Origin of the sequence: Rhodoluna sp., from assembly GCF_036721215.1 — a bacterium.
Taxonomy (GTDB): Bacteria; Actinomycetota; Actinomycetes; order Actinomycetales; family Microbacteriaceae; genus Rhodoluna.
This window is the reverse complement of sequence record NZ_DAIMLM010000002.1, coordinates 266,101-285,558: the sequence shown is the minus strand read 5'-3', so window position 1 is coordinate 285,558 and position 19,458 is coordinate 266,101. Positions and strand designations below refer to the sequence as shown.

15 protein-coding genes, 1 tRNA gene and 1 pseudogene are annotated in these 19,458 nt (G+C 49.9%); 2 read left to right on the top strand and 15 right to left on the bottom strand.

The annotated features are described in order from the left end of the window. Positions 1 to 177: 177 nt before the first annotated feature. The 14 genes and pseudogenes from AC9UCN_RS04665 to polA form a co-directional block, all read right to left on the bottom strand. Positions 178 to 528, bottom strand: a pseudogene (locus AC9UCN_RS04665) (RNA polymerase-binding protein RbpA); the annotation flags it as partial. 8 nt (positions 529 to 536) lie between these two features. Next, on the bottom strand, positions 537 to 782 hold the full coding sequence (gene secG / locus AC9UCN_RS04660; protein WP_509524261.1) for a preprotein translocase subunit SecG: 246 nt from the start codon (positions 780 to 782) through the stop codon (positions 537 to 539). A gap of 32 nt (positions 783 to 814) precedes the next feature. Then, positions 815 to 1,600 (bottom strand): triose-phosphate isomerase, encoded by a 786-nt coding sequence (tpiA, locus tag AC9UCN_RS04655; protein WP_509524259.1) that lies wholly within the window; start codon positions 1,598 to 1,600, stop codon positions 815 to 817. Further along, on the bottom strand, positions 1,597 to 2,799 hold the full coding sequence (locus AC9UCN_RS04650) for a phosphoglycerate kinase (protein ID WP_509524256.1): 1,203 nt from the start codon (positions 2,797 to 2,799) through the stop codon (positions 1,597 to 1,599). Before AC9UCN_RS04650 ends, tpiA begins: the two co-directional genes overlap by 4 nt. A gap of 3 nt (positions 2,800 to 2,802) precedes the next feature. Then, positions 2,803 to 3,807 carry a type I glyceraldehyde-3-phosphate dehydrogenase gene (gene gap, locus AC9UCN_RS04645; protein WP_509524253.1) on the bottom strand — a complete coding sequence of 335 codons (1,005 nt, stop codon included), beginning with the start codon at positions 3,805 to 3,807 and terminating at the stop codon, positions 2,803 to 2,805. Between the two features lie 71 nt (positions 3,808 to 3,878). Then, entirely contained in the window at positions 3,879 to 4,502 is a 624-nt protein-coding gene (locus tag AC9UCN_RS04640; protein WP_509524250.1) for a superoxide dismutase, read from the bottom strand. Positions 4,503 to 4,550: 48 nt separating this feature from the next. Further along, positions 4,551 to 5,531, bottom strand: coding sequence for a DNA-binding protein WhiA (gene whiA / locus AC9UCN_RS04635; protein ID WP_509524247.1), 981 nt, complete (start codon positions 5,529 to 5,531; stop codon positions 4,551 to 4,553). A 3-nt stretch (positions 5,532 to 5,534) separates the two neighbouring features. Further along, positions 5,535 to 6,410, bottom strand: coding sequence for an RNase adapter RapZ (rapZ, locus tag AC9UCN_RS04630; RefSeq protein WP_509524245.1), 876 nt, complete (start codon positions 6,408 to 6,410; stop codon positions 5,535 to 5,537). Between the two features lie 51 nt (positions 6,411 to 6,461). Beyond that, on the bottom strand, positions 6,462 to 8,321 hold the full coding sequence (uvrC, locus tag AC9UCN_RS04625; protein ID WP_509524242.1) for an excinuclease ABC subunit UvrC: 1,860 nt from the start codon (positions 8,319 to 8,321) through the stop codon (positions 6,462 to 6,464). Then, positions 8,322 to 11,183, bottom strand: a complete 2,862-nt coding sequence (gene uvrA / locus AC9UCN_RS04620; RefSeq protein ID WP_509524241.1) for an excinuclease ABC subunit UvrA — start codon at positions 11,181 to 11,183, stop codon at positions 8,322 to 8,324. Between the two features lie 31 nt (positions 11,184 to 11,214). Continuing rightward, positions 11,215 to 13,287, bottom strand: a complete 2,073-nt coding sequence (uvrB, locus tag AC9UCN_RS04615; protein ID WP_509524239.1) for an excinuclease ABC subunit UvrB — start codon at positions 13,285 to 13,287, stop codon at positions 11,215 to 11,217. A 1-nt stretch (position 13,288) separates the two neighbouring features. Then, complete coding sequence (gene coaE / locus AC9UCN_RS04610) at positions 13,289 to 13,891, bottom strand: dephospho-CoA kinase (protein WP_509524236.1); 603 nt, start codon at positions 13,889 to 13,891, stop codon at positions 13,289 to 13,291. 70 nt (positions 13,892 to 13,961) lie between these two features. Beyond that, entirely contained in the window at positions 13,962 to 15,428 is a 1,467-nt protein-coding gene (gene rpsA, locus AC9UCN_RS04605; protein ID WP_509524233.1) for a 30S ribosomal protein S1, read from the bottom strand. Positions 15,429 to 15,569: 141 nt separating this feature from the next. Further along, complete coding sequence (gene polA, locus AC9UCN_RS04600) at positions 15,570 to 18,248, bottom strand: DNA polymerase I (RefSeq protein ID WP_509524230.1); 2,679 nt, start codon at positions 18,246 to 18,248, stop codon at positions 15,570 to 15,572. 50 nt (positions 18,249 to 18,298) lie between these two features. Between polA and AC9UCN_RS04595 the strand changes: the two genes are divergently transcribed. Beyond that, a complete protein-coding gene (locus tag AC9UCN_RS04595; protein WP_509524228.1) occupies positions 18,299 to 18,745 on the top strand; it encodes a PaaI family thioesterase in 447 nt (148 codons plus the stop codon). Here AC9UCN_RS04595 and AC9UCN_RS04590 read toward each other — a convergent pair. Beyond that, complete coding sequence (locus AC9UCN_RS04590; protein ID WP_509524226.1) at positions 18,720 to 19,301, bottom strand: ANTAR domain-containing response regulator; 582 nt, start codon at positions 19,299 to 19,301, stop codon at positions 18,720 to 18,722. The two genes, AC9UCN_RS04595 and AC9UCN_RS04590, sit on opposite strands and share 26 nt — an antisense overlap. Before the next feature lie 70 nt (positions 19,302 to 19,371). Between AC9UCN_RS04590 and AC9UCN_RS04585 the strand changes: the two genes are divergently transcribed. Next, positions 19,372 to 19,457 (top strand) — tRNA-Leu (locus tag AC9UCN_RS04585). The last annotated feature ends 1 nt before the right edge of the window (position 19,458 follow it).

The window sequence follows — 19,458 nt, the reverse complement described above, 5'->3', positions numbered from 1 at the left end:
TGGCTTGGCAGCTTTCTTGGCCACAGCCTTTACTACCTTGGCAGGCTTGACCGGTTTGACGGGTTTAACGGCCTTTGCTGCTTTAGCTTTTTCAGCTGCCATCTTTGCTGCCAGAGCTTTTGCTGCTGCTGTTCGGGCAGCTTCCTCCTTGAGCTGCTTCTTTGCAGCTTCGGCAAGTTTCGCCCTTCGGTCCTTGATTGAAGAAAGTGCCTCGTCAAGAAGTGCCTTTGCTTCATCTGAGGTGCGGCGCTCTTTGACATAAGCCAGGTGAGTTTTGTATGGTTCGTGCTTCAAGATCTCTGGAGGGTTCTTTTTGTCTTGACCAGCAGGAAGGCCACAGTTCGGGCAGTCAATCATGTCGGGTATTTCAGCTGGGTCTACATGAGCTGCGAACTGGGGACTCTGAGTGTGTCCGTTTATGCAGTAGTAATGACGCTCAACTCTTTCGGACTTGAATCCGCGGTATTGCTCACCCATTGGACCCGCGCCAACACGAGAGCCTCTTATTGCTGATCCTCCGCTTGACAAATTCCCCCCTAGAACCCAAACCTGGTGAAAAGACCAAGTGCAATGACTGAACCAACCCAAACAAGGCCCAATATGATGGTGATGCGATTCAGGTTTCTCTCAGCAACTCCAGAAGATGACACGTTAGTAGTGACTCCGCCACCAAACATGTCCGAGAGTCCGCCGCCTCTGCCCTTGTGGAGCAAAATCATGAGAATAAGCAGCAAGCTAGTGATTGCTAGAAGCACCTGAAGCGCGATTTGGATTGCAGCCATGGATTTACCTGTTCTTTATAAGTACTAGAAGATTATAAGCTGACATGCTTCTGGAAGCGGCAAATACCGGTGAACTCATCAACCACCAGGCTTGCTCCCCCAACCAAAACCCCGTCAACCTCTGGGGATGCAAGGAATCCAGCGACATTAGCGCTCTTCACAGATCCGCCATACAAGATCCTGGTCTGCTCCGCGGTCTCGGTAGATACCAGCTCGCCGATGGTCTGGCGCAATTTCTTTGCGACCTCTGCGGCCTGCTCGCTGCTGGCAACCTTCCCTGTGCCAATAGCCCAAACCGGTTCATATGCGACTACGAAATCACCAATGTCCTTGTGACCTTCGAGAGCCTTGGTTAGTTGTCTAACTGGAACTGCAGCTGCGCCTTCCGCTTCCAATTCTTCAAGCGTCTCTCCAACGCAGATAACCGGAACAAGCTTGTTCTTGAAGCATGCTGCTACCTTGTCGCGCACTAGCTCATCATCTTCGTTGTTATGCTGGCGTCTTTCCGAGTGGCCTACCAGCACGTACTCGACATTTAGCTTCTTGAGAAATGCGCCAGCAACCTCGCCGGTGTATGCACCAGATTCATGCTTCGAGACATCCTGGGCTCCGAGGCGAAGTTGAAGCTTGTCAGCATCCAAGAGCGTCTGAACTGTACGCAGATCAGTAAATGGAGGGAAAACTGCCACTTCGACCTTTTCGTAGTCGTGATCGACATCCTTTAGTGTCCACGCGATTTTTTGGACTAGGGCAATAGCCTGCTGGTGGTCCAAGTTCATCTTCCAGTTGCCAGCAATCAGCGGCTTACGATCGCTCATGCGAGAACCTCCAGTCCAGGAAGAGATTTGCCTTCCAAATACTCAAGACTAGCTCCACCGCCGGTTGAGATGTGCCCAAACTCACTGTCATCGAATCCAAGCGCCCTAACGGCGGCTGCCGAATCACCGCCCCCGACAACACCAAGACCCTGAACCTTTGAGAGAGCCTCTGCTATGGACATGGTCCCTGAACTAAAGCTTTCAAACTCGAAAACACCCATTGGGCCGTTCCAGAAGCAAAGTTTTGAAGAAGAAATAATCTCCGCGAAAACCCTCGCTGATACTGGTCCAATGTCAAGTCCGATGCCACTAGCACCGAAAGAGGTTTGCTCGAGTTCGTCCATTTGAGCTACTAAGTTTTCAGCATCCGCAGCAAATTTACTTGCCATAACGATGTCAGTTGGTAGCACGATGTTCACGCCGAGAGCCTTGGCCTGTTCAAGATAGCCCCTGACGGTGTCTATTTGCGACTCTTCGAGCAAGCTCTTGCCGACTTTGTGGCCAAGAGCGGCAAGGAAGGTAAAGACCATTCCACCACCAATCAACAAGTTATCTACCCTTGGTAGCAACGCTGAGATAACGCCCAATTTGTCTGAGACTTTAGATCCACCAAGAACAACTGTGTATGGATGTGAGTCGCTTATTACCAGCTGTTCAAGAACAGAAAGTTCCTTTTCAACTAGATAGCCAGCTGCAGTAGGAAGGAGGTTTGCAATCTCAAAAACGCTTGCCTGCTTTCGATGAAGTACCCCAAAACCATCACCCACATACACATCTGCCAGCTCGGCAAGGTCTGCCGCAAAGTCCTGACGCTCAGTCTCAGAATCACTAGTTTCGGCATTATGAAAGCGGAGATTTTCTAGAAGTAGAACGTCTTTGTTCTCAAGATTAGAGACCTGATCACTGGCTTCCCTACCCACGCAATCTTCAGAAAACGAGACGGGTTGATCAAGAAGTTCGGAAAGTCTCTTGGCTACTGGGCGTAGCGAATATTTCTCTACTCTGGCACCGTCTGGCCTTCCAAGGTGCGAGCAGATGATGACTTTTGCACCCTGCTCGATTAGATACTTGATGGTCGGTAGCGAGGCTCGGATTCTTCCGTCGTCGCTGATAGCACCGTTTTCTATCGGAACATTCAGGTCACAACGAAGCAATACCCGCTTTGATTCAAGCTGCCCAAGGGAAGATAGAGTTCTCAAAATCTAGAGTTTGTTCGCAACCAAAACAGTAAGGTCAACAAGTCTGTTTGAGTAACCCCACTCGTTGTCATACCAGGCGCTAATCTTCACGGTGTTGTCAATTACCTTAACAAGTCCTGCGTCAAAGATCGAGGAATGTGGATCGGTCACGATATCGGAAGAGACGATTTCATCTTCGGTATAAAGAAGGATTCCCTTGAGGGGTCCAGCTGCTGCCTTCTTGTAGGCTGCCTTGATCTCTTCGATTGTTACCTTCTTGGCCGATACCAGTGTCAAGTCAGTGATCGAACCTGTCGGAACTGGAACACGAAGCGCAAAGCCATCAAGTTTGCCCTTTAGTTCTGGAAGAACAATGCCGATGGCCTTCGCTGCACCAGTTGATGAGGGAACGATGTTTATCGCTGCAGCTCGTGCACGGCGCAGGTCACCGTGGGGACCATCCTGAAGGTTCTGATCAGCGGTGTAGGCATGGATTGTGGTCATCAGACCATTGACAATCCCAAACTCATCATTGAAGACCTTTGCCAAAGGGGCAAGACAGTTGGTTGTGCAGGACGCGTTTGAGATGATGTGATGCTTTGCAGGATCGTAAAGATGCTCGTTAACACCAATAACGAAGGTTGCATCTTCACCGGTGGCCGGTGCCGAGATAAGAACTTTTTTAGCTCCAGCCTCGATGTGTTTGACGGCGTCTTTGGCATCGGTAAAGCGACCGGTTGACTCGATAACGATGTCAACACCGAGATCCCCCCAACCAAGGTTTGCCGGGTCTTTTTCGGCTAAAACTTTGATTCTGTAGTCGCCGACAAAAATGTGCTGACCCTCGACTCGAACATCTTGGTTAAGGCGACCTGTAACAGAGTCATATTTGAGTAGATGTGCGAGGGCCTTAGGATCCGAGAGGTCATTTACAGCGACGATCTCTAGGTCGGTACCTTTAGCTAGTTCTGCTCTAAGGTAATTGCGACCGATTCTTCCAAAGCCATTGATGCCAACTTTTGTAGTCAAGATGTTCCATTTCGCTTGGCGCCAGAGGCGCGATTTTCAACAGGAAATCCACGCAGCCTCGGGTGGAATTATCAGACTAGCAGTAAGCCCTTTGTTTGGCCGCGAGCTGCCTCAAAACGAGCCTGTACGTCCGGCCAAGATACGATCTTCCAGAATGCAGCAACATAATCAGCCTTCACGTTTTGGTAGTCCAGGTAGAAGGCGTGCTCCCACATATCCAGCATCAAAAGCGGGATTGTGGCGGGAGCAAGGTTTCCCTGGTGGTCGTAGAGCTGCTCAATGATTAGCTTTTGGCCAAGAATGTCCCAGGCGAGAATTGACCACCCAGAACCTTGGATACCAAGTGCGGATGCGGTGAAGTGGGCTCGAAAGCCGTCGTAGCTTCCGAAGAACTCGTCAATAGCCGCTGCCATTTCACCGGTTGGCTTGTCCCCACCATCTGGGCTCAGGTTTCTCCAAAATACAGTGTGGTTCACGTGACCTGCGAGGTTGAATGCTAGGTCCTTCTGAAGCTTGTTGACCCAGGTCAAATCGTTCTTATCCCTTGCCTCAGCAAGAAGATCAAGAGCGCTGTTGGCTCCATTAACGTAGGCAAGATGATGCTTGTCGTGATGCAGTTCCATGATTCGACCAGAGATGTTTGGCTCTAGTGCGCCGTAGTCGTAACCGAGATCTGGAAGAGTGTACTTGCCCATTTACTGTCCTATTCGTCGATAGTTCTATTATGCGTTATGGAATCTTCTCTAGTCGTTTTCAAGCTCTTCAGGCAAGAAGGCGTCTGTGCCGTCAATTCCCAGCTCCTCGGCTCGCTTGTCAGCCATGGATAAAAGGCGCCTAATTCTTCCAGCTACCGCATCCTTGGTCATGGGTGGATTAGCAAGTCTTCCAAGCTCATCAAGGCTTGCCTGCTTATGCTTTAGGCGAAGCTCGCCCGCGTACTTCAAATGTTTAGGGATGTCTTCCCCAAGGATTTCAAGGGCTCTTCCAACTCTCGCGCCTGCCGCAACGGCAGCTTGGGCTGAGCGACGTAGGTTTGCGTCATCGAAGTTTGCCAAGCGGTTTGCAGTGGCCCTGACTTCGCGCCGTAGTCTTAGCTCTTCCCATTTCAGCAGCTGACCATGGGCGCCCATCTGAGTCAGCATCGCTGAAATCGCATCGCCGTCTCTGATGACTACTCGGAACATGCCGCGCACCTCGCGAGGCTTGGCGACTATTCCCAATCTTCTTGCAACACCAACAAGTGCCATGGCAACTTCGTTTCCAGGAGCTGTCACTTCTAGTGCGGCAGATCTACCTGGATCAGTTAGGGAACCGTGAGCTAGGAAAGCTCCGCGCCAAACAGCCTGAGCTTCACCTATCGAACCTGCTACAAGAGTTGCTGGAAGTCCCCTAGCTGGACGACCGCGACTATCTACTAGTCCCGTTTGTCTGGCAAGGGTATCGCCTTGACCCAAAACACGTATTTGGTATCTACTAGTTTTTCTGATTCCACCAGCAGAAATTACTGATAGCTCGCTTTCACAGCCAAAAAGTTCGGTGAGATCTTTTCTTACTCGCCTGGCAACTTGCGCGGAGTCGAGTTCAACTTCGATTACAACCTTGCCTGATACCAGGTGCAACCCGCCTGCTAGTCGAAGGATGGTGGCTAGCTCAGCTGCCCGAACAGCGCTTTTTGGAACATCGATTCTTGCTAACTCGTCTTTTATATCGGCTGTAAGTGCCATTTACTACTCCTTGCCCAAGTCACGATGTCTAACCGTGACGGCGATGTCTTTGTTTCCCTGTAAAGCCTTACCCAGTTCGGTTGCAACAGCTACGGATCGATGCTTACCACCGGTACAACCAATCGCGATAGTTGCATAGTGCTTGTTCTCGCGATCATATCCAGCAAGAACTGGTGCAAGAGATTTCACGTAGCTTGTTACGAACTCCCTAGCGCCCTCCTGAGACAGGACGTAATCGCTTACCTGTTGGTCAAGTCCGGTGTATGGGCGAAGCTCTTCGTTCCAAAAAGGGTTTGGGATGAATCGAACATCAGCAACATTATCGGCGTCCGCCGGTATACCGTACTTGAAACCAAAGCTCACGATAGTAAGTAGTAGCTTGCTTGTGGCCTCTAGAGAGAAATGCTCTGCGGTCTTTGTCGAGAGCTGATGAACGTTTAGATCAGAAGTGTCGATAACTACGTCAGCGGATTCACGAAGTGGAAGAAGCCTTCTTCGCTCCTCGGCGATACCATCGAGAATTGTCCCGGTGCCCTGCAGGGGATGCGGTCGTCTTACCGATTCAAACCTTTTTACAAGCGTTCCGTCATTAGCTTCAAGGAATGCAACCCTTACGCTTATGCTTTTCCCCTCCAGAAGGGCTATGTTCTCCTCAAGCTCTGTAAAGAACTCTCCACCTCGCACATCGATAATCACGGCAAGTCTTGGAACGGGTGTTTTTGTGTTTGAGAAAAGATCAGTTATTGGGCCCAGCATGATTGGGGGAAGATTGTCCACCACGTACCAGCCAAGGTCTTCAAGAGCGTTACCCACTGTCGAGCGTCCTGCCCCCGACATGCCTGTTACAACCAGCAGCTCGTGCCTTAGATTTTCAACCATTGCACCCTTTCGGGTCACAAGTCTAATGAAATTCCGACACGCCCGAGTGCGTTATTGCTCGATCTTTAGTCGCTCCAGAATTTGGCTAGCGAGCTCTCTTCCAATACCTGCAACATCTGAAATCTCATCCAAAGTGGCAATCCGGAGCCGCTTTGCTGAGCCAAATCGCTTCAACAGGGCCATGACTCGCTTTTCACCTAGCCCTGGAATCTCAAGTAGAGAAGACGAAATCGCGCTAGATCGCTTTCGCCTTGAAGCGGTTAGGGCGAACCTATGAGACTCATCTCGAAGCCGCTGCAACAAGAAGAGTTCTTCGGATGCTCTTGGCAAGATAATCGGGTTTTCGTTCCCCGGCAGCCAAACCTCTTCTAGTCGCTTTGCTAAACCGCAAACGGCAAGCCCAGTTACACCGCTAGCTTCAATTGCACGAGCTGCTGCATTCACTTGCCCGATACCACCGTCGACAACGATTAGAGACGGAAAGTAACTGAATCTCCCCTCGTCAACCGTCTCAGGGTCCCGAAGATACTTCAGCCTCCTGGTCAAAACCTGGAAGATTGCATCAGTGTCATCTTGGGCTGAATCAATGTTGAATTGCCTGTAGTGGGCTTTTTTGGGTAGGCCATCTTCGAAAACAACCATGGAACCAACAATGTCAGTTCCAGATAAATGCGAGATGTCGTAGCACTCTATGCGAAGTGGCGCGTCGGTTAGATCAAGCGCGGAAGCCAATCGATTAAGTGCCCCGGTACGTGCCGCAAAATCAGAAACCCTTCTGGTCTTGTAAAGAGCTAATGCGTGCTCGGCATTCTCAAGCGCGGTCTGCGCCAATGCTGCCTTATCTCCTCTTTTAGGAACTCGTAGCGATACGGCAGAACCACGTAACGCGGCTAGGAAAAGTTCGAGATCACTAGAGTCCTCGGGTAACGACGGGACTAAGACCTCCTTCGGTATTGAAGGGGCCTCTACTCCGGCCACCGGTGAGTAGGCGAAAAGGATTATCTGCCTGACCAGATCGTCAAGGCTTTGATCTAGTTCTTTATCCATAGTCCATGCCCTTACCCCACGAATTCGGCCCCCTCTGACAGAGAAGAGTGAAATCGTAGCGGCTAGTTCATCGTGGGCTATGCCAAAAAGATCCGCATCTGTTAGATCACTAAAAACCACAGTGCTCTTCTCAAGAACAGTCTCCAGTGCCTCGATGTTGTCTCTAAGCCTTGCAGCGAGCTCGAAGTTTTCATTTTTGGAGGCTGTTAGCATCTTTTGTCGCAGGATCTCAACCTGTTGGGGGTCCATGCCGCTCATGAAGTTCACGAGCTCCTTAGCGATATCAACGTGCTCTTGATCGGTTACTCGTGATACGCAGGGCGCCGAACATTTCCCAATGTCAGCCAAAAGACATGGCCTATTACTTCTCTTTGCGGTCGCAAAGACACCAGAAGAACAGGATCGAACTGGAAACGCTTTTAGAAGAGTGTCTAGTGTTTGCCTTAGAGCCCAAGCCTGAGTGTATGGGCCGAAGTACTTGACGCCTTTTAGCTCGCGGTTTCGAGTCACAAACACACGTGGTACCTTGTCAGACATCGAAACAGCAAGGTAGGGATAAGACTTGTCGTCTTTGAAACGAATGTTGAAAGGTGGATTGAATTCTTTGATCCAGGTGAATTCCAGCTGCAGGGCTTCAAACTCGGTCTTGACTATGGTCCAGTCCACGTCTACCGCGCTTTTCACCATACGCCTGGTTCGCTCGTGCAGAGATTCAAGAGGCGCAAAGTAGCTCTGCAGTCTAGCTCTGAGGTTCTTCGCTTTACCAACGTAGAGAATTCTTCTCTTACTGTCATAGAAGCGATAGACGCCTGGTCGTGTAGGGATCTCGGAAGTTTTAGGTCTAAACGATAGATCGTTTGACATTTAGCTCAGGATTTCTTTCAAGAATGATCCGGTGAAACTTGCCTTATTCTTGGCTACCTGCTCGGGAGTACCCTCGGCAACCAACTCCCCACCGCGGAATCCACCTTCTGGACCAAGATCTAGTAGCCAGTCCGCAGATTTGATGACATCAAGGTTGTGCTCAATCACAATCACAGTGTTTCCCTTGTCAACGAGCGAGTTGAGCACAATCAGCAACTTCCTGACATCTTCAAAATGCAATCCGGTGGTTGGTTCATCAAGTACATAAATGGTTCGGCCTGTTGAGCGCCTCTGCAGTTCCGTAGCGAGCTTGACTCGCTGGGCCTCTCCCCCAGACAAGGTAGTTGCAGACTGTCCTAACCGTACATACCCAAGGCCCACGTCGACAAGCGTGTCTAGATACCTTGAGATGGAGTTGATTGCCGCGAAAAACACTGCAGCTTCTGCAATCGGCATCTCTAAAACCTCAGATATCGATTTACCCTTGTACTTGACCTGAAGCGTCTCACGGTTGTATCTGGCACCCTGGCACACCTCACAAAGAACGTATACATCCGGTAGGAAGTTCATCTCAATTCTTATGGTTCCATCGCCGCTACACGCCTCGCAGCGGCCTCCTTTCACATTGAACGAGAATCTACCCTGTTGGTAACCACGGGCTTTTGATTCAGAGGTCTCCGTAAAGAGCTTTCGGATGTGATCGAATACGCCTGTATAAGTAGCCGGGTTTGATCGAGGTGTTCTACCGATTGGGTTCTGGTCAACATGCACGACTTTGTCCAGTTGGTTGACCCCAGTAATCCGAGTGTGCTTTCCCGCAACGAGCTTTGCTCCGTTAAGAGAGTTTGCTAAAACGTTGTACAAAATGTCATTGACCAACGAGGATTTTCCTGACCCACTGACGCCGGTCACAGCGATAAAGACTCCGAGTGGGAAATTCACTGTCAGGTTCTTTAGGTTATTGGCCTTCGCTCCAACGACGGAAAGAGTCCTTTTTGGATCTATTGCCCTTCGCTTCTTGGGAGTAGAAATACTCTTCCTACCAGCCAGGTAGTCACCGGTCAATGATGCTTTGTTCTGCAGGAGATCTTTGTATGTTCCGGAGTGAACAACAGAACCACCGTCGACTCCGGCACCTGGACCGATGTCGACAATCCAATCCGAGGTCTTGATAGTGTCCTCATCGTGTTCGACAACAACGAGGGTATTTCCTAGATCACGTAGCTTTAGCAGTGTTTCAATTAGTCGCCTGTTGTCTCTTTGGTGCAAGCCGATTGATGGCTCATCCAGGACGTATAGCACTCCGGTAAGTCCAGATCCAATTTGGGTAGCTAGCCTGATGCGCTGCGCTTCGCCACCCGATAGCGAGCCAGCTGCCCTGGATAGAGAAAGGTAATCTAAGCCAACAGCCATAAGAAAATCGAGCCTTGCTCGAATCTCGCGTAGCACCTGAGCGGCGATCTTCTCATCGCGCTTGTCAAGTTTTATGCCCGCGAAGAAAGCTACGCATTCGCCTAAGCTAAGCGACGCGACGTCCGCAATTGAGGACTTTCCGATTCTTACAGCGAGCACCTCTGGTCTAAGTCTTGCGCCATCACAATCTGGACAGTTGATCTCTCTTAAAAATCCTGCCCATTTACCTCTGGAGTAGTCATTCTCAGATTCAAGGTATTTCCGCTCGATGTATTTTAGGACTCCCTCGAAACCAGTTGTGTATCGCAACTCTCTGCCGTAACGGTTCTTCCATTTCACTTGAACGTCAAAGTCATTTCCATTTAGAACTGCGAATCTAACTTCTTCGGGCAGATCGCTCCATGGGGTCTTTAGTGAAAACGAAAGATCCTTTGCTAAACCCTGCAGCATTCTTGAGAAGTAGTGGAATAATCCTTTACCTTGAGTGGACCACGGCAGAATCACGCCGTCTAGAATCGACGCGTCCGGATCACCAATCACTAGATCCTCGTCGACAGCCATCTTCGTTCCAAGACCGGAGCAAGCCTGGCAAGCACCAAATGGCGCGTTGAAGGAAAATGTGCGAGGCTCGATCTCAGTAAGAGTCAGTGGGTGGTCATTTGGACATGACATTTGCTCAGAAAAGCTTCGCCTGGCGTCTTTGCCCTTCCGATCGACGAAATCGATTGTTACTTTGCCTGCAGCTAGTTTCAACGCGGTTTCAATTGAATCCGTGAGACGCCCAGAGATTCCAGCCTTGATTGCCAATCGATCAACTACAACAGCGATGTCGTGCTTGAAAGTCTTCTTTAGCGGCTTCGCATCAGCCAGGGTAATTGTTTCGCCGTCTACAACAGCCCTTGCGTAACCTTGCGAGATGAGATCACGGAATAGGTCTGAGAACTCGCCTTTTTTCTGATCTACGAGCTCTGCAAGAACCTGGAACTTGGTTCCTTCAGGGTTCTCAAGGATTTGATCAACAATCTGCTGCGGTGTTTGCTTGACAATCTTCTCGCCACACTCGGAGCAGTAAGCGATTCCGATTCTCGCCCAAAGCAACCTGAGATAATCGTGAATCTCGGTGATTGTTCCAACAGTAGATCTGGGGTTTCGGTTTGTTGACTTCTGGTCAATTGATACAGCAGGGCTTAGGCCCTCAATGAAGTCAACATCAGGGCGATCAACTTGACCGAGAAACTGACGTGCGTAAGCCGAAAGAGATTCAACATAGCGCCGTTGACCTTCGGCAAAGATTGTGTCAAAGGCTAAAGAAGACTTACCAGAACCCGAGAGTCCGGTAAACACAACGAGGGAATTGCGCGGCATCTCAACTGTGATGTTCTTGAGGTTATGAACGCGTGCGCCTTTGACCACCAAATGGTCAAGATTCATGGTGTCTTTGGCGCTCATTCTTCCTAGCTTAGCTCTGAGGCAAGTGGCACTATATGTGCCCGGCCTTCTTCATTTGTCGCAGTTCATGCTTTAGTTCCGCAATTTCGTCTCGAAGCCTCGCGGCAAGCTCAAACTGAAGCTCGCTTGCAGCATGTCTCATTTGGGCATCGAGATCCAGAACCACAGCGAGAATCTCATCCTGAGCCATGGCCGCAATCCCTCGGTTTGATCTAAGTGGAACTGCGGTTGCTTTACGGCCTTTGGCTTTTCCTAGTTCAGCGATTAACTCTGCAGTGTCCAGCTCTTCGCGCTCTATCTGATCGGTAATGTCGATGATCTTCTTCTGCAGCGGTTGAGGGTCTACACCAAGTTGCTTGTTGTAAGCGACCTGCTTCTCGCGTCTTCTGGTGGTTTCATCGATAGCCTTTCGCATCGACTCTGTCAGGTTATCCCCATACATATGCACTTCACCATTTATGTTTCGAGCAGCTCTACCAATTGTTTGCACTAAGGACGTAGCTGAACGAAGGAAGCCTTCCTTGTCTGCATCGAGTATCGCGACTAAGGAAACCTCAGGAAGATCGAGCCCCTCTCGTAGCAAGTTGATTCCAACCAAAACATCGAAAACTCCCTGACGAAGCTGCCTAAGTAGCTCTACTCGCTTAAGCGTGTCAACATCCGAATGCAGGTACCTGACTTTGACACCGGCTTCTGAGAGAAAATCGGTTAGCTCTTCGGCCATCTTCTTGGTGAGAGTGGTCACTAGAACGCGCTCATCCTTAGCTGCTCTTACGCGGATTTCTTCTAACAGATCATCAATCTGACCCTTGGTTGGCTTCAGGACAATCTTTGGATCTACTAAACCCGTTGGCCTGATGATTTGTTCAACAACACCGTCTGCCGCAGCAAGTTCATACTTACCAGGAGTTGCTGATAGATAAACAGTTTGTCCAACTCGCTGCTGGAACTCGCTCCATCGAAGCGGTCTGTTGTCAAGAGCTGAGGGCAGTCTAAAGCCATGTTCAACCAGTGTGCGTTTTCTAGAAGAATCCCCCTCATACATCGCACCGATTTGCGGAACAGTGGCGTGTGATTCGTCAATCACAGTCAGGAAATCCTCAGGGAAATAGTCAAGAAGGCATGAAGGCGGCTCCCCCGGAGCTCTGCCATCGATGTGCCTTGAGTAGTTCTCGATTCCCGAGCAAAAGCCGAGCTCACGTATCATCTCCAGGTCGAAGTTGGTCCTCATCTTTATGCGCTGAGCTTCGAGAAGCTTTCCGGCTGATTCAAACTCGCGAAGCCTTGCAGCTAGCTCGTTTTCAATCTCTTCAATAGCACGCCCCATTTGTACTGGAGATGCAACATAGTGGCTTGCAGGAAAGATTCCGACGGAGTCAAGCTTCTTAATGACATCACCAGTGAGTGGATGAAGCGAATAGATGGCCTCAATCTCATCCCCAAAGAACTCAACTCGCGTCGCGAACTCATCGTAAACCGGGATGATTTCAATAGTGTCGCCCTTGACGCGGAAGTTTCCCCTGGAGAAATCAATGTCATTGCGCTGATACTGGATCTTTACAAACTCTCTGATGAGTTCATCTCTATCGATTTTTTGACCCACTTGAAGAGGAATGGACTGGTCCAAATACTCTTTTGGGGCCCCTAGTCCGTAAATGCAGGAAACCGTGGAGACAACGATGACATCTCGCCTAGAAAGCAGGCTCATGGTCGCAGAGTAGCGTAGCCGCTCAACCTCCTCGTTGATGCTGGAATCCTTCTCAATGAAGGTATCGGTTTGTGGCACATAGGCTTCTGGCTGGTAGTAGTCGTAGTAGCTAACGAAATACTCAACGGCGTTATTCGGAAACATCTGCCGAAGCTCGGTTACAAGCTGTGCAGCAAGGGTTTTGTTGTGAGCCATCACAAGAGTTGGGCGTTGAAGTGCTTCAATGAGCCAGGCCGTTGTTGCAGATTTACCGGTACCGGTAGCACCTAGAAGGACAACGTCCTTTTCCCCTGCATTTATCCGGCGGACCAGATCAGCAATCGCCGCTGGCTGATCACCGGATGGCTTGAAATCGCTTTCGACCTTGAAAGGCGTGAAGGATCTTGTTCGCTGCAATTTAACCCTTCGCCTTCGCAGCTTCTAGTAATTGCTTCCAAACCTCAACGACTTGAAGCTTCGTTTGCTCCTTGGGCCCTGAGCTGTCGATGACAAAGTTTGCTCTTGCAACGCGTTCGGGCGAGGTAGTTTGCGCCTCTATTCGCGCTCTGGCGTCAGATTCTGACATCTGACGAGATGTCATAAGCCTCGAAACTTGATTCTCAACACCAGCTTCCACGGTGATGATCGTATCGAAGGGGTAATCAACATTTGCCTCAACAAGAAGTGGTACTGCATAGACGACGATTTCTGAAGGCTGATCGCTAATGAGTTGTGTTGTCCGCGCCTTTATGAGGGGATGCAGGATCCTCTCAAGCTCAATTCTTTTCTCAGGATCCGCAAAGACGATTTCACCAAGTTTGGCCCGGTCTAGTTCACCGCTAGGTGACAGAATCTCGAAGCCAAACGCTCCAACAACTTGTACTAAACCAGTAGACCCAGGGACAACAACCTCCCTGGCAACTTGATCTGCATCGACGATGCTTGCGCCAAGCTCCCCCAGCAAGCTTGCAACATAGGACTTTCCAGAGGCTATGCCACCTGTTAGTCCGACGAGATACATTAGCCCATCCTATAAAGCTCGAAACGGGGCTCTGGAATACCCAGGCCCCGATTCAAAGACTGATTTTTGTCTATTCTTTGTCCGCAAGCTTGTCACGCAGCGCACCGAGTGACGCGTCGTCCGAGAGTGTGCCAGCTGATTCTTCTAAAGAACTGCTTGACTCAGCAGGTGTTTGGCTTGGCACTGGTGCATCAGGTAAAGAGGCAGCAAGCTTGTTGGCAACCGCAACCTGCTTCTTGTGCTCTACCCAGCGAGCGTTGGCTTCGGAGTATTCCTTCTCCCATTTTGCTCTGGCCTCTTCGTGACCAGGTTGCCATTCGCTTGTTGCAGGATCGAAACCATCCGGGTACTTGTAGTCACCCTTCTCGTCGTACTCTGCGTACATTCCATAAAGTGCTGGGTTGAAGTCCTTGCCCTCTGGATCAACTTCCTCAAGAGCTTGCTTCAAGGAAAGCGAAATCCTTCTTCTTTCGAGGTCAATGTCGATGACCTTCACAAAGACATCCTGGTTAGCAGAGACGACTTGCTCTGCAAGCTCAATGTGCTTGGTCGAAAGCTCTGAAATGTGAACAAGTCCTTCGATGCCATCAGCAACACGAACGAATGCACCAAATGGAACAAGTTTGGTGACCTTGCCAGGTGCGTACTGACCAATCGAATGAGTTCTAGCAAACACTTGCCATGGGTCTTCCTGGGTTGCCTTCAAGGAAAGCGAAACCCGCTCGCGGTCTTGATCAACTTCCAGAACCTCAACGGTTACTTCTTGACCTATCTCAACAACCTCAGAAGCATGCTCGATGTGCTTCCAAGAAAGCTCTGATACGTGAACCAATCCGTCAACGCCACCGAGGTCAATAAATGCACCGAAGTTTACGATCGATGAAACAACACCGGTTCTAATCTGTCCCTTTGCAAGATCTGCAAGGAAAGTAGATCTTGATGCTGACTGGCTTTGCTCCAGTAACGCTCTTCTTGAAAGAACTACGTTATTGCGGTTCTTGTCTAACTCAAGAATCTTGGCTTCAACTTCCTGGCCGAGGTATGGAGCTAGGTCACGAACACGGCGAAGTTCAATAAGGGAGGCAGGTAGGAACCCGCGAAGTCCGATGTCAACGATAAGTCCACCCTTGACAACTTCGATAACTGTTCCGGTAACGGTGGTATCGGCTGCCTTGATCTTCTCGACATCACCCCAGGCACGCTCGTACTGAGCGCGCTTCTTGGAAAGAATCAGACGACCCTCTTTGTCTTCTTTCTGCAAAACAAGGGCTTCAATGGTGTCTCCAACAGAAACAATATCCCCTGGATCAGCATCGTGACGGATTGAAAGTTCTCGGGAAGGAATAACACCTTCGGTCTTGTACCCAACATCTAGCAGAACCTCATCGCGATCGATTTTTACAACGGTTCCTTGAATAAGGTCTCCGTCGTTGAAGAACTTGAGGGTTTTTTCAACGGCTGCTAGGAATTCTTCGGCAGTGCCAATGTCGTTAATGGCTACTTGCTTTGGGGCTTTTGTGGTTGATTCTGTTGTCATAGAGAAAGGTGCTCCATTTGCTCTGCATACTCAGGTCGCGATAGCGCTCCATAGGAGAGAAATTGCTACCGCAACGGCGGATAAGGGATTGCGCTTTCGCGCCCCCTAAGCCTACCTGCTAATGAGGCTGGAGACAAAGGGCTAGTGAGCAGCCTTGTCCCAGCTCTTGCCTGTCCCGATCTGGACATCCAATGGCACCGATAGCTTGACCACATTAGACATTTTGTCCAAAACTAGTTCTTCCAAGGTCTTGGCCTCTCCCGGGTACACCTCAAAGACAAGCTCATCGTGGACTTGGAGAAGCATCCTAGATTTCATACCTTTCGTCTCTAGCGCGTCCTGAATCTGGTTCATGGCCATTTTCATGATGTCTGCGGCTGTTCCTTGGATCGGTGCGTTTAGAGCGGCCCGGCGAGCGTTCTCCCGCACTTGAAAAATCGAACTATTCAGATCGTCAAACGGTCTTCGACGCCCATGATAGGTAGTGGTGTAGCCCACCGCTTTGGCGTCTTCAACGACCTTTGCGAGATACCTTCTTACTCCCCCAAATCGCTCGAAGTAGTCCTTCATGAGCTGCTTAGCGTCGGCGTTCGATAGACCCAGCTGTTTTGCCAACCCGTACTCACTCAACCCATAGACCAAGCCATAGCTCATGGCCTTGACTTGAGCTCGCATTTCTGAAGTTACGTCCTGGGGTTTGACGCCAAAGATTCTCGAGCCTACGAAGCGGTGCAGATCCTCTCCTGCCTTGAAAGCCTCAATAAGACCTGGGTCCTCAGACAGATGCGCCATGATGCGCATTTCGATCTGCGAATAGTCGGCGGTCATTATTGATTCAAATCCCTTAGATGCAATAAAGGCGTCACGGATCTGAGCTCCGCGGGGATTTCGAATCGGAATGTTCTGCAGGTTTGGGTTCTCGGAGCTTAGGCGACCAGTTGAGGTTCCGGTTTGGACGTAAGTTGTGTGAATCTTTGAGTCCTCTTCTACAGCCTTAAGTAGCGTCTCCACCATTTGCTTCAACTTTGTTGAATCACGGTGGGCAAGCAGTCTCTCAAGAAACGGATGCCCTGTTTGCTCAAAGAGTTCGGTTAGTGCAGCCGCGTTCGTTGAGAATCCAGTCTTCAGAGACTTGGTTCCCTTCATGCCTAGATCTTCAAAGAGGACAACCTGGAGCTGCTTGGGCGAAGCAAGGTTGATTTCCTTACCAATAATCTTGAAAGCTTCATCGCCAATCTGGGTAACCTCTTTACTCAGGGTGTCAAACAAACTCTGCAAGAGTTTTGCATCAATCGAAACACCAACACTCTCCATCAATGCCAGCGATCTTGAGCTTGGGAGCTCAATCTGCCTATAAACAGAATCTTGATTCTGGGATACAACTTGTGAAGCCATTATTGGAGCCAGAGAAAAAGCAAGCCACGCGTCCAAACTCGGGTCTATTGCCTGCTCTGGGATCAGCTGGTTTGGATCAGACCTCGTCACTGAAATACCCAGATACTCCTCAACAAGGTCATCAACGAAAAAGTTTCTGCGTACCGGATTCAGCAAGTATGCGAGCAAAAGTGCGTCGTCTGAAACACCATCGATGTCTAGCTCGTGCTCCATAAGAAGTCTTTTTGTCCCCTTGTAATCAAACAGGACTTTTTTCTTGGACCCATCTGCTAACCAACTTGCAAGAATTGAGGACTGCTTTCCTGACAGAAAGATTCTTGTAGCCGCGGAGGCAAAACCAAACAGCAATCCATTGTCAATTTCTTCGATTTCCAGGCCAACAACTTCCTCGCCCGAAAGCCATTTCATCAGCTCAGCTTCAGACAAATCCTTCGATGGTGGAATTTCAAGTTTTGCGACTGCAGATTTAGGTGCATGATCCTGAAAGGGTGCAGTCGTTGTTGCCGCAGGAGCGGAGCCTAGACCGTTGGTTTGGGTGCCGGCTGTCCCGCGCAATCGAAGCACTCTCTCGGTAAGAGCCTTAAAGTGCATCTTGGAAAAAGCAGTGCGAACTCGAGCCTCATCCACCGCGGTCAGCCGGAAAGACTCAAATTCAACACCCATGTCGAGGTCCCGAACAAGATGATTGAGTCTTCGGTTTCGAAGAGCAAGCTCGTAGTTCTCTCTGAGTGACTCCCCCACTTTGCCTGGTACTTCTGCAGAATTGTCCAAAATTGTCTTGAGATCACCGTGCTGCTGCAACCACTTGGCGGCTGTTTTTGGACCGACACCTGGAATGCCTGGAAGGTTATCTGAAGTCTCTCCAACCAGAGCTGCGAGATCTGGATACTGCTTTGCATGGATTCCGTAGCGTTCTAGAACAGCTGCATCGTCCATCCGCGCTAGGTTCATGACGCCCTTGACTGGATAAAGAATTGTGGTGTCTTCACTAATCAGCTGAAATGTATCGCGGTCCCCAGAAACAACTAGTACTTTGAATCCGGCGGCGCTGGCTTGGTCCGCGAGTGATGCAAGGATGTCATCTGCCTCGTAGTCTTTCTTGGTAAGCGTTTTGATGTTCATGCTTTCCATGGCATCTTCCAAAAGTTCGGTCTGACCGAAGAATTCAGGTGGGGTCTCCCCGCGATTTCCCTTGTATTCCGGATACTCGATTGCGCGGAACGAAGGTCCTGAGATGTCGAATGCGACTGCAAGATGGGTTGGTTTCTCACCCTCGAGAAGGTTTAGAAGCATAGAGATGAATCCATGAACTGCGTTTGTGTGCTGACCGTCTGGCGTTTTGAAGTTGGAGGGATTCAGTGCATAGAAAGCTCGAAAAGCCAGAGAATGCCCGTCAATAAGCATCAAGGTAGGCTTAGGATTCATGATTGCAAGCCTACTTTGCTTGTAGGTGAAACCAATGAGAGGGAAGTTGCATGTCAGGCCAAGACCCAATTCTTAGCGACGTAGCAAAACAAGTTGCAGCACAACGAGGCGTAGGGGCTCTCGCTGAGAAAATGGGTATCCAGATTCTTGAACTAAGCGCTGAGCGGGCTGTCGCAACGATGCCGGTCGAAGGCAACACTCAGCCAATTGGTTTGCTTCACGGCGGTGCGTATCTTGTGCTTGGCGAGACTTTAGGTTCATTCGCCGCTAACGTTTGGGCTCACCCAAACGGTCACGCAGTTGGAATTGAAATCTCTGCCTCCCATACAAAGTCCGCTACTCGGGGCTTGGTGACTGGTACAGCGACAGCATTGTCACTCGGAAAAACGCTAACTGTTCACGAAATCGTGGTGACAAACGAAGCCGGCGAAAGACTTTCCACCGTGCGTATAACCAATCTGATAAGGAAAGCTACTTCTCCAGCTGATCAAGAATAGTCCTGGCAACATCAACCATTCCGATACGCCTATCCATGGCTGCCTTTTGAATCCACCTGAAAGCATCTGGTTCTGACAGTCCCATCTGGACTCCTAGTACGCCCTTGGCTCTTTCGACTAGTTTTCTTGTTTCGAGCCTTTCAGTTAGATCTGATACTTCCGACTCCAGCTGAGTCAGCTGCTGAAAACGAGATAACGCAACCTCTATTGCAGGAAGAAGATCATCCGGAGAGAATGGCTTAACAAGAAAAGCCATAGCTCCCACTTCGGAAGCGCGCGAAACTAGCTCCTGCTGGTTGAAAGCTGTTAGAAACACAACTGGAATTCGCAGTTTGGCAATCTGCTCCGCTGCCGAAAGTCCGTCCATGTCTGGCATCTTGATGTCCATCACCATGAGATCAGGCTTAAGTTCTTTGGCAAGTTCAATTGCCTTTAGACCATCCCCGGCCTCTCCAACGACATCGAAGCCTTGATCCTTCAAGGTTTCAACAATGTCCATCCGAATCAGCGATTCGTCCTCGGCAACTACTATTCGTCGCTTTGAGTTGTGTTCCATGTCGCTTACTTTATGGCACTTTCGGGTACTAGCGCTAAAACAAATCGGTTAGAGTTGAACACGTGGTACTGCCGGAATGGCGGAACGGCAGACGCGGAGCACTCAAAATGCTTTGTTCGAAAGGACGTGTGGGTTCGAATCCCACTTCCGGCACCAC